The following is a 12,813-nucleotide window of genomic DNA, read 5'->3' on the forward strand; positions in this document are numbered from 1 at the left end:
ACTACAAACAGTGTGAAGACCAACTGCTGTGCGACTTCTTAAATGGTGTGCAGTTTACCAATCGTCCCGATTCTGAAGAGTTTACTGGGTAATTTTTATCTCGAATCGAACGTGGTAATTGATTCAAAAAGCGAGAACCATTTCATTTTGGCTACTCGCTTTTATCATGTTAAGGACCGATACTAGAGCTTCACAATCACGTCTACTCTTTGTCTTTCTTCAGTAGATACCTATCATACCACGCTGAAATCTGGTCAGCTTTTAGAATCAAGACATACACCGCCCCTATAACCCAACTAAGATAAACCCAAGCTAAAACCTTAAGCCAGTTAGGTGCCTCTATTCTGGTCATTCGATCAGGGTCACGACTGACGCCATTAGTAACACGAATTTGCCCCTTTAAGAGTTGAGCTACTAACCGGAAAAATGCCCAAACTCAGGTCCTGTCATTCCTGCGAAGGCAGGGATCTACTGACAACGCCCACTGAATCATATGGTCCACTCCACAAACTGGCTGACGAAGCTAGCTTATTTTTGCCCCTTGTCGTGTTCACAGCATCCCCAAGAATTACAGTCATCCCCTTGAAAAAGGGGATCTCATTCAGCGCGTCGCGAAGCTGATTTACGTGACTTAGTCGAAGGTTTTCAGTTGCCTACACGCGGTAGGAGATCCTCACTTTCGTGAGGATGACGGCCAGTTGGGGCACGGAGAATACGAACAGACGTAGACTATTTTTGTCCATTTACTTACCATTCCAGCAATCACTGGCAGCGTACTTTTCGACTTTTAGTGTGTGCGTGAGTAGTTTCCGCATCAAATGCGGAATGACGAAAAATTGTACATTTTTGTTATTAGTGTCATAGATGATCTGTAATATTCTAAGTATTTTTGCCTTTCTAGAGCTTTTTGTTTACCCCTCAAAAAGAACGCTAACCACTTAGGTTCGCTTTTAAGTTCCTGGGGTGGAATCATCAAAAAAAAAAACAGAGTGTATATTTGATAACTAACGCTTGGCTAAAATAGGTATGCTATTGAAGTTCATTATATTATTAGTGATGTCATTTCGCGGATGTTAACTTACCGAATAGAGTCTAGCCCATCATCTGGGTAATAAAGGTTTGCTCATCATCCACAAAAGCCACAAAGCCGCCGTGATAGATAAACACCCGACCACGTCCTTCAACTAGGCAGGCAAGCTGTGGGTTCAAATCTTCTTCGTTATTTTGACGTTGAAATGTGCCGGTATCGGTGATTTCGCCGTCGAGTGAAGGCAAATATCCATGAGTACGTTTGGCTTGGTCAATCAGGCTTAATTCGCTGGTGTTAGAGAAGCAAGAGGGGATCGCTCCGGCATCTTCTATAAACATGGTTTTTAGTTCTTCAAAGGCTGTAATCACCAGCCAGTCGATGCCATTAACGTGATGGATAAACATAGTGTATCTCGATAATTCTGATGCGGAGATATTATCACTAATCAGGGGAGGGTGTAGCAGAGATTTAATTACTAAATCTGATAATTCGCTTTAATGCCAATATCGAAGTGAAGCGGCATTTGCCATTTCTTAAATGATAAGAAACCCATAATTCCGCCGACAGCGATGTAGAGCGCAACTAAAACTGGTAGTTTGTTCAGGGCAGTGCAAAGTACTGCAATAACGAGAAGAACAGGTATCAGTTTGAGCCCGGGTACTTTGAAGCAGAATGATTCTTTGAGTGCAATGCCGGAAAACACCACAAAGCAAAAGCCAAGGGATACCCACGTTGGGAGGTCTGTGACCACAAATAGGAGTGCTAACCAGCCACTCCACATTATCACCGTTCTTACCGTTTTGTCGTAAACGTGGATGTTGGCGGCGGATAAAACCGTGGATGTAAGCAGCATCCAGAATATCCATTGATCAAATGGAGATGTGACACTGGCGAGTGTGATACCTTCGTAGCTTAATGCGGCTGCCAGCAAACAGCCGATGGAAAATAGTGATATACCCAACCGATAAAGGCAGACACTGAGCTTATCCAGTGCATCTAAGTCTTCTTTAAATTCAGGATTTGCCATGATTATTTCACGCTTTTTATCTGGTTATTTATAAAACATAGCTGTTCATAAAGCATCTGAGTTTTTGGCATAGCGACACCTTGATCTTTCGCTAAATCAATCGCGTTTTTATACATGTATTGAATCTCAAGTTCTCGATGGTTGCGCCTGTCGAGTAACATGCTAGTGAGGTAAGGCTTCATCTTAGCGGTGTTTGATAGCATGGTATCAATCAAGGTGTCTGAAATGTCAGTGTCCGTGGTTTTTGCGGCATGTTGAACTTCAATCATGATTTCTTTTGAGAGATTAACCAGCTCCTCGCAGCTCATCATTTCAGCAGTATCGGTGTTGAGTACGGTCGACAGTCCATTGAAAGGGACATTCCACAACAGCTTCTTCCATCTTGCGTCTATGATACGTTGATCGACATCGACTTCTACGCCGCTTTGAGTCAGGTGATTGGCAAAGTCTTCGAGTGCTTCAATGCCGGCATCGCCATAAGTGCCGATAGTGATACGGCCGTAATCAATATGGTCAATATGTCCAGGTGCCACTTTATTTGAGCAAATAAAGCACAATCCGCCTCCGACAAAAGGAAGGTTAAATTGTTCAGCTACCTCTCGCTCCGCACCAATGCCATTTTGAAGCAACATAACAAGTGTATTGGGTTTTAATAAAGGGCGAAGCAGTGCTTCGAGAAGGTGGTTTTGGGTGGTTTTTAGCGCGACAAGAACGACATCGGCTTTGGGCATATCACGCGTTGCATTATAAGCATTTAAGCTTTCAGCTGAAATTGAATAATCGCCATAATGGGAGTCGACTTTTAAGCCGTTTTTGATGACATGTTGATAATCGCTGTTGAAGAGAAAGTGCACATCATCGCCGCCGTGATGGAGTCTTGCTCCGTAATAACCTCCAATAGCGCCTGTGCCAATAACTGCGAATACCTTTTTGCTCATGTCATATCCCTAAATCAATGTTGTTATCGTACTAATGTACATGAATTTTATTATGAATGAAGTGCTACGCTTGTAAGAGAGTGTTTTGACGGGAGACTGATGTGAACGTAACAAGTGTCGTACTGGTGATACTCAGCGTTGTTGTTGGGGTTGGTTTAGTGTCTCAAGCTGGCGTCAACGCGCAATTGAAAATTGGTATGAGTTCATCGTTACAAGCGGCCTTTGTTTCGTTTGTGGTTGGAACAGCTGTGCTAGGCATGCTGGTCGTGATTGAAGGCAAACCTTGGTTTCCTCAAGGCTCTATATCATCGCTACCTTGGTGGGCATGGGTAGGTGGGCTTTTAGGGGCTTTTAATATCGCTATGTCGATCTATTTAGCACCGCAACTTGGTGCGTTGGCGTTGGCGATTTCTATCGTCTGTGGTCAGGTTATCGCGTCGATTTTCTATGATCAGTATGGGTTATTGGGATATCCGACAATTGAAATGACGCCACAACGAATTGGCGGAGCGTTATTGATCATATTGGGTGTGATGTTGGTAACCTATCAGCCAAACAAAAGCGGCTGAATGACAGCCGCTTTTGAAAATGGGATGAGTATTGTTGGCTATTAACCCGCGATGACAACGCGTTTAACGTCGACTGTTGCATCTTCCAACGTGTCTTTGTCTACGCTACCAGTAATTGTTACACGGTCATTTGGAGTAACGTCCACACCGCGCCAATCTTCACGATCGATTTCAATCACAATGGTGTTCGCGCCGTCTGTAAATTGGTATTTCTCGTCACCCAAAGAGTGCGTGATGTTACCTGTTATTTGAACCGGAGCGTCATCATTGGCACTTAGCGCTTGAGCGACTGTTGTTTGTGCGCCTTTGATAGGGCCGTTAAAACCACCTTGCTCAGGCATAGATTTCGCAGCTGCAAAACCAGAAGTAAGGATAAGTGCTGTAGTGATGATTACTTTTTTCATAAAAACCTCAAAGTAGGCGTTGTGTTCATTTGATGGTGCTACTATGCCTGAGTCAATCTTAACGAGATTTGAAGTTAATATTCAGAATTCGTTCATCTAACAAAAAAATGCGCTTTTTTTTAAATTATTTCTTGAAATTGTTTATCTAGATAAAACAAAAGGCCCATTAAGGGCCTTCGATTTATTGCTATGTTTTGTTAACTGACTAAGCGCTTATCACGCTCGCCTTGAACGTCATAAGCTTTGTCGCCAAAGATATACGTCTCGCAGACTGTTCTATCGTCACCAAGGCTCATCAATACAAACAGTTTCTCTTCTAGAGTAGTGGCTTGCTTCATTCTAAAGCGCATCAATTGAGTTGCGTGAAGATCTAACACCACGAAATCGGCTTCTTTGCCAACGGCTAAGTTACCAATCTTGTCTTCCAAATGAAGAGACTTAGCGCCGCCCAGTGTTGCTAAGTAGAGCGATTTCAATGGGTGCAGCTTTTCTTGTTGGAGCTGCATGATTTTGTACGCTTCACTCATTGTTTGTAGAATCGAAAAGCTGGTTCCTGCACCCACATCGGTGCCCATACCAACACGCACGCCATGTTCTTCAAGCTTATTCAACTTAAATAGGCCTGAACCAAGGAACAAGTTGGAAGTAGGGCAGAAAGCGATAGCAGATTCTGTATCCGCCAACCTTTGACATTCGCAATCAGATAAGTGAATGCCATGAGCGAACACCGAACGCTTGTGAAGCAGTCCGTAATGATCGTAGACATCAAGATAGCTTTCACGTTCTGGAAAGAGGTCAAGTACCCACTCAATCTCTTTCTTGTTTTCCGATAAATGCGTATGCATGTAAACGTCTGGGTATTCTTCAAGCAGCTTGCCTACGGTTGCAAGTTGCTCTGGCGTGCTGGTTGGCGCAAATCTCGGCGTGACGGCATAGAGTAAACGGCCGCGATTATGCCACTTTTCGATTAGCTCTTTAGACGCTTGGTATCCTGATTCTGGCGTGTCGGTTAGATAGTCTGGTGCATTGCGGTCCATGAGCACTTTACCTGCTATCATACGAAGCTTACGTTTCTCTGCCTCTTCAAAGAAAACATCGACCGATTCTTTGTGTACAGTACCGAACACTAAGGCTGTAGTGGTTCCGTTACTCGCCAGTTCATCCAAAAATAGTTTCGCGACTTTGTGTGCGTAAACCGGGTTTTTGAATCGTCTTTCTTCTGGGAAGGTATAGTTTTCCAACCAATCCAATAGCTGTTCGCCGTAAGAGGCAATCATGCCTGTTTGTGGATAGTGGATATGAGTATCAATAAAACCTGACGTAATCAGCTTGTCTTTATAGGTGGTGACTTTTAGCGGCTTTGGGTGTCTTGCTAGTACGTCTGTAGCTGAGCCAATATCGATGATATGACCGTGTTCAACGACAATCATGCCGTCTTCAAAAAACTCATACGAGTTCTCTAACCCGACGTCTTTCGGGTCAGCAATGCTGTGTAAAATACTGGCTCTGTAGGCCTTACGCTGTGATGTCATGGTACTTCCTTTTAGCCAACTCCTCACAAATTGGCCTTCAAATTCTGAGTCCTTTAAGTAAGCATTTAACTTACTTCATGCAGTGCTTGCGACGGATCCGGACGTTTTTGCTCTACTGGATTGCCTTGATAGAGTGAGATCAGTTCCCCTGCGACAGATACAGCGATTTCTGCAGGGTGTTTGCCGGTAATTGCGCCTATACCGATAGGGCAGGTCATGGTGTTGATCTGCTCTTGTGTATAGCCGCGCTGAGATAACCTAAAGTCGAACTTCTTACGTTTGGTCAATGAACCGATCATTCCAAAGTACGCACTGTCATTACGATCAATGATGGCTTTTGACAGGTCGAAGTCGAGTTGATGATTATGAGTCATGACCAAATAGTAGCTATTCGGTGGCATGTGTTTGACTTCACCAACAGGGTCATCTGACACCAATTTCTTCACGCCATCTGGGAGTACTTCTGGGAACTCTGCCTCTCGTTCATCAATCCAGGTCACTCTAAATGGTAATGTCGACACTATGTGCAGTAGTGCTTTTGCGACATGACCAGCGCCGAATAACACCAAGTGTTTCTGCGCTGTTCCAATAGGTTCGAAGCTTAACGTCGCCATTCCGCCACAGCATTGACCGAGGCGGGCTCCAAGATTAAAACGCTCTACTTTTAGTGCGCCCTCTCCTGAAATAAGCATCTCTCGTGCCATTTTTGATGCTACATGTTCGAGATGACCACCGCCGATAGTGGCGATAATCTTGTCTCGTGTTACCAGCATCTTCGTGCCCGCGTCACGCGGCACAGAGCCTCGGTCTTCCAAAACGGTCACCATGACACAAGGCTCGTGGTTTTCTTCAAGCTTCGCGAGTTCATGAATCCAATTGTCCTTAAACATAGTGACCTCTCTTATTAGTTTGCTTCCGTTGTTGTAGTGGTTGTATTTTTCTGCCCTTGTGTGACGGCTTGTACCGCCATTAATACACGTTCAGGTGTTGCTGGTGTGTCGAGTTTTGGAATTGCACCGTCCACGGCGACATACGAGATCGCATCTTTGAGCGCACTCCACACTGACATACCTAGCATAAATGGTGGTTCACCAACGGCTTTTGAATTGAACACCGTATCCTCTGGGTTGCTGCGGTTCTCCAGAAGGTGGGTTCTAAAGTCGATAGGCATATCCGCAATCGCTGGGATCTTGTAACTTGCAGGTCCGTTAGTCATTAGGCGGCCCTGTTCATTCCAAACCAGCTCTTCGGTTGTTAGCCAACCCACACCCTGTACAAATCCGCCTTCAACCTGACCAATATCGATCGCAGGGTTAAGTGATGCGCCAACATCGTGCAAAATGTCGACGCGCAGGATTTTGTACTCACCTGTCAGCGTATCAATGATTACTTCTGAGCACGATGCTCCGTAAGCGAAGTAGTAGAAAGGGCGACCGCGCGCTTTCTCATGGTCATAATAGATTTTTGGCGTGCGGTAAAAGCCGGTGCTCGACAATGAAATTTGGTTCATCCATGCCAGCTGAGCAAAGTCCGCAAACGTCATAATTTCTTCACGAATCTGTACCATACCATTCTTAAAAATCACTTCCTCTGGCGTGACTTTAAAGTGTGACGATGCAAATTCTATGAGGCGCTGTTTGATGGTTATTGCAGCGTTTTGCGCGGCTTTACCGTTGAGGTCGGCGCCCGATGAGGCCGCAGTGGGCGAGGTGTTCGGCACCTTGTCGGTGTTAGTTGCAGTGATTTGGATACGGTCAACATCTACTTGAAACTCCTCTGCTACGATTTGAGCCACCTTGATATTCAAGCCTTGGCCCATTTCAGTGCCACCGTGATTCAAATGAATACTGCCATCGGTGTATATGTGAATCAGTGCTCCAGCTTGGTTTAGGAAAGTCGCGGTAAACGAGATCCCGAATTTCACTGGAGTAATGGATAAGCCTTTTTTCAAAATCGGGCTGTTGCGGTTGAACTCGGCAATTTCTTTACGTCGCGCGTGGTAATCACTGCTTTGTTCGAGTTGCTCAGTAATTTCCGGCAAGAAGTTATCTTCTACAGTTTGATAGTAGTGGGTAACATCACGACCTTCTTCACCGTAGTAGTTGGCTTTGCGCACTTCGAGCGGATCTTTTTTCAGGTAACGAGCGATCTCGTCCATGATGTGTTCGATAGTCATCATGCCTTGTGGACCACCAAACCCACGGTATGCAGTATTAGATGCCGTGTTGGTTTTACAACGATGGCCTGTTACGGTTGCATCGCCTAAATAGTAGGCGTTGTCCGAGTGGAACATGGCGCGGTCGACAATAGAGCTTGATAGGTCAGGGGAGTAACCGCAGTTACCAGCGACAATGATTTCAGCTCCCTCAATCACACCATCATCGTTGAAACCGATCTTGTATTGGTTGTAGAACGGGTGACGTTTACCCGTCATGGTCATATCTTCATTACGCAGCAAGCGCATTTTGGTTGGACGACCTGTTAGGTGTGCGATAACCGCTGCCATACAAGCAGGTCCAGCCGCTTGAGTCTCTTTACCACCAAAGCCACCACCCATGCGGCGCATGTCAATAACTACTTTGTGCATGGCAACGCCGAGCACTTCCGAGACAAGCTTCTGAACCTCAGTCGGGTTTTGGGTCGAGGTATAGACAATCATGCCACCATCTTCGGTTGGCATAACACTACTGACTTGGGTTTCTAGATAGAAGTGCTCTTGCCCGCCGATCTCAAGCTCGCCTTCAATAATGTGTTTGGCCTTTGCGAGTGCTTTTTGAGAGTCGCCACGCTTTTGCTGGTGGCTTTCAGTAACAAAGTGCTCTTTGGCAAGGGCTTCTTTGACATCAAGGATAGCAGGTAGTGCTTCATATTCGACGATGGCGGCATGAGCGGCTTTACGGGCCGTTTCTAGGTCGTTTGCAGCTACAGCGATAACAGGCTGGCCGTAATACTCCACAACGCCATCGGCTAACAGAGGGTCACCAGGTAGAATCGCGCCGATATCTAATTGACCGGGCACATCTTTGGACGTAATTGCGATGGCAACGCCATCGAATTCATAACAAGGCGATACGTCCAATTTGGTGATTTTCGCGTGCGCTTGTGTGCTTAAAAGAGCATACACATGCAGCTGATTTGGAAACTCAAGACGATCGTCAATGTAGACCGCTTCACCAGTTACCTGTTTAGGTGCACTGTCGTGCTTAACGCTCTTACCCACGCCGGTTTTCAAATCTTGTTTGACAATGGCAACCATCTCTTCGTGAGTCAGTTGCTGATGATTCACGTTAGACATAAGACGTTACCCTCGTTTCGATCAGATTACTGGTGTTATTGGTTTCAATGTAATAGCGCTTAAGCATATTGGCAGCTGAAATAGTGCGGTACTCTTGGCTTGCTCGGAAATCGGAAAGCGGCTCGAAATCGTTTTTCACCGCTTCCATCGCGGTGGCAATGGTCTCTTCATTCCATGCTTGACCGATAAGCGCTTGTTCGCAAAGTGTGGCGCGCTTCGGTGTTGCTGCCATGCCGCCGAAAGCGACTCGTGCGTCTGTCACGACGTTATCTTCCACAGTAATGGCGAAAGCGCCGCATACTGCTGAAATGTCATCATCTAAACGTTTTGACAATTTATACGCTCGGAAGCTGTCGTTACTTGGTTTTGGAATGATGATCTTTTCGATGAATTCACTCTCTTGCTGCGCTGTCACTTTGTAGCTAATGAAATATTCTTCCACCGGAATCACACGCGTTTCATCACCACAACGAAGCTGAATGCTAGCATCAAGCGCTATCAGTAGCGGCGGGGTGTCACCGATAGGGGAAGCATTGGCAATGTTGCCGCCAATCGTGCCTTGGTTACGCACTTGCAGTGAGGCGAAGCGATGTAGAAGTTCTCCGAAATCAGGGTAGTGCTTAGTCAGCAGTTGGTACGCATCGGAAATAGGCAGATTGGCACCAATTTCTAACGTTTGGTCCGTCTCTTTACACACTTTCATTTCTTCAACCAGATTTACACTGATTAACGTTTCGATTTCACGATGGAATTGAGTTACTTCCAGCGCTAAATCGGTGCCGCCAGCAACCAATTTGGCTTGGGGATGTGCTTTGTAAAGCTTGGCCAGTTCGTCAGTAGTTTTTGGTGAAAAAGCAGTGAGATGACCAAGGCGTAAGCTTGCATCTTCATTTTGAATACTCTCAAGCTTCTGAATGGTTGCACGCTCTAATTCAGAGAATTGGTCAACAATACGTTCTTCTGAGCAAAGTGATAAAGCCGAGTCGACGATAGGACGATAACCCGTACAACGGCATAGGTTACCCGCAAGAGATTCCATAACATCGGGCTTGCTTGCGTTAGGTTTATTTTTGGTCAATGCAAACATCGACATGATAAAACCCGGTGTACAATAACCACATTGTGAGCCGTGAAACTCGACTATTGCCTCTTGTACCGGGTGGAGTGATTGACCTTTTTCTTGTAAGTCTTCCACCGTAATGAGCTGTTTTCCGTGTAGAGCAGAAATAAACGTTAGACACGAGTTGACGCTGCGGTACTTCAGCTGCCCGTCGACGAGCTCACCTAATACGACAGTGCATGCCCCACAGTCACCAGAACCACAACCTTCCTTTGTTCCAGTTTTCTTTACATGAGTGCGTAGATAGTTCAGCACTGTCATGTTGGGGGAGACATTTACTTCCTGCTTGATTTCTTGATTGAGTAGAAAAGTAATCAAGAGACCTCCTTGTTCCGTGATAGTTCGTTTTTATAATTTTCTGACCTTTGGGTCAATAATTGGATAATTTGACCAAGAGGTCAACTAAAATTTTACAAAATAGCAACAAAACTAAGGCTTTTAATCGATTTTAGAATGAAGTAGGTGTTGTATGTATATGATTTTATTTAATAAAATGTGGGATAAGACGTCGATTCTGTGTTACAAAAAATCAGTCATGATTATTTCGTTGTTTAAAACGATAAGTTGCGGAAATTTCGAGGGAACAAGCAGGATCAAAAAAGCCAACCGTATTTGGTTGGCTTATAACGTGTTATCCAACTTAGCTCGCTTTGTTCTTAAGCACGTCTGAAAACACCACATGAAGATCGTTGGAGGCGTTGTTTCCATCGAGATTCAATTTAGAACGAATGTGTTCTAAGTGTTCTTTCATAAGCTCAAGTGCGACTTCTTCATCGCCGTTCTCAATGGCATCAAGCAACATGGTGTGTTCGTCTTGAGAACAGTTGGAGTGGTTGCCCGTTTCGTACATAGCAATAAGCAGTGACGACTGCGAGACAATACTGCGTTGAAAGGCTAGCAAAGGTGCGTTGTCTGCCATTTCGGCGAGCTTGATATGAAACTCACCAGATAAACGCAGGCCACTGCCGTAATCGTCTTTGGCAAAGGCGGCGTTTTCCTCTTCGACTAATTTACGGCACTCAGCAATTTGCGCCTTGGTTGCGCTTACAACCGCGAGTTCAGTAATGGCGAGCTCAAGCACTTCTCTAGCTTTGAAAATCTGTTGTGCTTCTTCAACCGAAGGCGCGGAAACAATAGCGCCACGATTCGGTCGAATATCGACGACTTTTTCAAGCGATAATCGAAGCAGTGCACGACGAATAATGGTGCGACTAACTCCAAAAATTTCCGCTAAAGCTTCTTCATTTAGTTTGGTTGCGGGAGGAAGGCGTTGTTCTAATATGGCATCAAAAATATGACAATAAACGACGTCATCTTGCGTCTGACCAGCGACTTTGGTCTTTACGCTTTTACTTACAGAGTTTTTCAGGCTTCCCATCTGATTACAGCACTCTCATGATTTATGTCCCTAATAAAACAATAATACTTCAGTTTGTATACAAGTGGCTATACAAAGATGGAATTGTGACGAACTAAGCAATATTGGCGCGTATTCACTGTTTGGGGTTGCATGTATCAATTTATGAATCAACGACATGTTTGGTTACATTCTGACATATTGCTCGTTAGAGGGTTTGGTGATTTACTTGCGATCCCTAAGTAACAGAGGTATTAACCCTAAATGGACGACCCCTATAGTCGACTTTACAATTCCATTGGTTCCACTTTCCTGGAGCCGCAATCATGTTAGAACTTTTCCTTCAGCCTGAAGCATGGGCTATTTTTGCCACACTATTTGCCTTAGAAATCGTACTCGGTGTTGATAACGTCGTGTTTATCTCCGTACTTTGTGAGCGCCTTCCACTACATCAACGTAAACTGGCTCGAAACCTGGGTATTGGCTTGGCGGTTATGGCGCGTATTGTGTTAGTTTTTTCGATCACTTGGGTCATGTCATTGACGCAACCGTTATTCGAAATCGCTAAATTCGCCTTCACCGGACGAGATGTCATTATGATCTTGGGTGGTGCGTTTTTGTTAGCCAAGAGTCTGAAAGAGCTTTGGAGCTGGCTGACTCACGATGAAAGTATGCATTCGACACGAGTAAGTGCAGGCTTGGCAGTGGTGTTATTGCAGATTGTCGCGGTGGATGCGGTCTTTTCTATGGACTCTGTCATTACGGCGGTTGGTTTAACAAGTGAAGTGCCAATCATGGTTGCTGCGATATTAGCGTCGGCGGTGGTCATGGTGTTGACGGCAGAGAAAATCAATAACCTTGTCACCCAGTACCCGGGCTTCAAAACCCTAGCGTTATTGTTCTTGGTGTTGTTAGGTGGCTTGTTGATGGCAGAAGGCTTCGCAATTCATATCAACAAAGGTTACGTATACTTTGCGATGGCGTTTGGTTTGATATTGGAACTTTGTCACATTCAATTAAAACGCACTCAAGCTAAAAGGTTGTCTGTGCAAGGTGGTCAAAATCCAATAACTATCCGGAAAATTCGTCCGTTTAGAGTGGGGACGATAGCCTAGTCAGGGTCCTGTATTTAAAGACTGGTATCAGTGTGCTAAGACTATTCAAACCATCAAAAAGGAGAGCTTATGCTCTCCTTTTTTGTATTTGTCTATGAGTTAAATTCCAAAATCGTAGCCTTGGTAGATATCTGACAATGTTTTGGGTTTCTTGCTACGTTTGCTTGGAGTGGGATGATATTCGTGTTTAATCGCATCAGCGTGTGCTTGCGCAGACTTCATGAATTCAGGATCAGACATCGCTTGTTTGCGAAGCTCATTGATGCGTTCTAGTTTTTCTTGCAACATAACTACACCTCATGAATTGCTGTATGTACAACCAGTATAGACTTGTGCTGTATAAATATCCAGTATTTTGTGTTGAGGGTAAAAATAACGCCTAGGTGAGTGATTAAACTCAACTAGGCGTCTGGTTTATGTTCAGAG

At 44.9% G+C, this 12,813-nt stretch carries 12 protein-coding genes and 1 pseudogene; 3 read left to right on the forward strand and 10 right to left on the reverse strand.

The features are described 5' to 3' along the window. A pseudogene (locus L2W36_RS24930) lies at positions 1 to 92 on the forward strand (DUF1456 family protein); the annotation flags it as partial. A gap of 1,000 nt (positions 93 to 1,092) precedes the next feature. On the opposite strand, the gene L2W36_RS24935 reads toward L2W36_RS24930, so the two are convergent. From L2W36_RS24935 to L2W36_RS24945, 3 genes are all read right to left on the reverse strand, one after another. Further along, positions 1,093 to 1,434, reverse strand: coding sequence for a hypothetical protein (locus L2W36_RS24935; protein ID WP_038228404.1), 342 nt, complete (start codon positions 1,432 to 1,434; stop codon positions 1,093 to 1,095). A 71-nt stretch (positions 1,435 to 1,505) separates the two neighbouring features. Continuing rightward, the gene (locus tag L2W36_RS24940) at positions 1,506 to 2,057 is read right to left on the reverse strand and encodes a DUF2301 domain-containing membrane protein (protein WP_171388624.1); all 552 of its coding nucleotides are present in this window, start codon (positions 2,055 to 2,057) and stop codon (positions 1,506 to 1,508) included. A gap of 2 nt (positions 2,058 to 2,059) precedes the next feature. Further along, complete coding sequence (locus tag L2W36_RS24945) at positions 2,060 to 2,995, reverse strand: 2-dehydropantoate 2-reductase (RefSeq protein WP_236111861.1); 936 nt, start codon at positions 2,993 to 2,995, stop codon at positions 2,060 to 2,062. 101 nt (positions 2,996 to 3,096) lie between these two features. On the opposite strand from L2W36_RS24945, the gene L2W36_RS24950 reads away from it, so the two are divergent. Continuing rightward, positions 3,097 to 3,564 carry a DMT family transporter gene (locus L2W36_RS24950; protein ID WP_236111862.1) on the forward strand — a complete coding sequence of 156 codons (468 nt, stop codon included), beginning with the start codon at positions 3,097 to 3,099 and terminating at the stop codon, positions 3,562 to 3,564. A 41-nt stretch (positions 3,565 to 3,605) separates the two neighbouring features. Here L2W36_RS24950 and L2W36_RS24955 read toward each other — a convergent pair whose 3' ends face one another. The 6 genes from L2W36_RS24955 to L2W36_RS24980 all read right to left on the reverse strand — a co-directional run bounded on the left by L2W36_RS24955 (position 3,606) and on the right by L2W36_RS24980 (position 11,293). Continuing rightward, entirely contained in the window at positions 3,606 to 3,968 is a 363-nt protein-coding gene (locus tag L2W36_RS24955; protein ID WP_006070629.1) for a YgiW/YdeI family stress tolerance OB fold protein, read from the reverse strand. A gap of 197 nt (positions 3,969 to 4,165) precedes the next feature. Next, the gene (guaD, locus tag L2W36_RS24960; RefSeq protein WP_006070630.1) at positions 4,166 to 5,500 is read right to left on the reverse strand and encodes a guanine deaminase; all 1,335 of its coding nucleotides are present in this window, start codon (positions 5,498 to 5,500) and stop codon (positions 4,166 to 4,168) included. Positions 5,501 to 5,565: 65 nt separating this feature from the next. Next, the gene (gene xdhC / locus L2W36_RS24965) at positions 5,566 to 6,390 is read right to left on the reverse strand and encodes a xanthine dehydrogenase accessory protein XdhC (RefSeq protein WP_236111863.1); all 825 of its coding nucleotides are present in this window, start codon (positions 6,388 to 6,390) and stop codon (positions 5,566 to 5,568) included. A gap of 14 nt (positions 6,391 to 6,404) precedes the next feature. After that, a complete protein-coding gene (gene xdhB, locus L2W36_RS24970; protein ID WP_006070632.1) occupies positions 6,405 to 8,795 on the reverse strand; it encodes a xanthine dehydrogenase molybdopterin binding subunit in 2,391 nt (796 codons plus the stop codon). Then, positions 8,788 to 10,176: a xanthine dehydrogenase small subunit gene (gene xdhA, locus L2W36_RS24975; protein ID WP_236111883.1), complete on the reverse strand. Its 1,389-nt coding sequence runs from the start codon at positions 10,174 to 10,176 to the stop codon at positions 8,788 to 8,790. Before xdhA ends, xdhB begins: the two co-directional genes overlap by 8 nt. Positions 10,177 to 10,555: 379 nt before the next feature. Then, the gene (locus L2W36_RS24980) at positions 10,556 to 11,293 is read right to left on the reverse strand and encodes a GntR family transcriptional regulator (protein ID WP_006070634.1); all 738 of its coding nucleotides are present in this window, start codon (positions 11,291 to 11,293) and stop codon (positions 10,556 to 10,558) included. A gap of 305 nt (positions 11,294 to 11,598) precedes the next feature. On the opposite strand from L2W36_RS24980, the gene L2W36_RS24985 reads away from it, so the two are divergent. After that, positions 11,599 to 12,387: a TerC family protein gene (locus L2W36_RS24985; RefSeq protein ID WP_236111864.1), complete on the forward strand. Its 789-nt coding sequence runs from the start codon at positions 11,599 to 11,601 to the stop codon at positions 12,385 to 12,387. Between the two features lie 99 nt (positions 12,388 to 12,486). On the opposite strand, the gene L2W36_RS24990 is transcribed toward L2W36_RS24985, so the two are convergent. Continuing rightward, positions 12,487 to 12,675, reverse strand: a complete 189-nt coding sequence (locus L2W36_RS24990) for a hypothetical protein (RefSeq protein WP_006070636.1) — start codon at positions 12,673 to 12,675, stop codon at positions 12,487 to 12,489. Between the last annotated feature and the right edge of the window lie 138 nt (positions 12,676 to 12,813).

This window comes from Vibrio sp. McD22-P3, from assembly GCF_021568915.1.
GTDB lineage: Bacteria > Pseudomonadota > Gammaproteobacteria > Enterobacterales > Vibrionaceae > Vibrio > Vibrio mediterranei.

Excerpts from the sequence above, each read along its gene's own strand:
- L2W36_RS24945 (WP_236111861.1), bottom strand. The coding sequence starts at position 2,995 with ATGAGCAAAAAGGTATTCGCAGTTATTGGCACAGGCGCTATTGGAGGT.
- L2W36_RS24990 (WP_006070636.1), bottom strand. The coding sequence starts at position 12,675 with ATGTTGCAAGAAAAACTAGAACGCATCAATGAGCTTCGCAAACAAGCG.
- L2W36_RS24940 (WP_171388624.1), bottom strand. The coding sequence starts at position 2,057 with ATGGCAAATCCTGAATTTAAAGAAGACTTAGATGCACTGGATAAGCTC.
- L2W36_RS24985 (WP_236111864.1), top strand. The coding sequence starts at position 11,599 with ATGTTAGAACTTTTCCTTCAGCCTGAAGCATGGGCTATTTTTGCCACA.
- xdhA (WP_236111883.1), bottom strand. The coding sequence starts at position 10,176 with ATGACAGTGCTGAACTATCTACGCACTCATGTAAAGAAAACTGGAACA.
- xdhC (WP_236111863.1), bottom strand. The coding sequence starts at position 6,390 with ATGTTTAAGGACAATTGGATTCATGAACTCGCGAAGCTTGAAGAAAAC.
- L2W36_RS24980 (WP_006070634.1), bottom strand. The coding sequence starts at position 11,293 with ATGGGAAGCCTGAAAAACTCTGTAAGTAAAAGCGTAAAGACCAAAGTC.
- L2W36_RS24955 (WP_006070629.1), bottom strand. The coding sequence starts at position 3,968 with ATGAAAAAAGTAATCATCACTACAGCACTTATCCTTACTTCTGGTTTT.
- L2W36_RS24935 (WP_038228404.1), bottom strand. The coding sequence starts at position 1,434 with ATGTTTATCCATCACGTTAATGGCATCGACTGGCTGGTGATTACAGCC.
- xdhB (WP_006070632.1), bottom strand. The coding sequence starts at position 8,795 with ATGTCTAACGTGAATCATCAGCAACTGACTCACGAAGAGATGGTTGCC.
- guaD (WP_006070630.1), bottom strand. The coding sequence starts at position 5,500 with ATGACATCACAGCGTAAGGCCTACAGAGCCAGTATTTTACACAGCATT.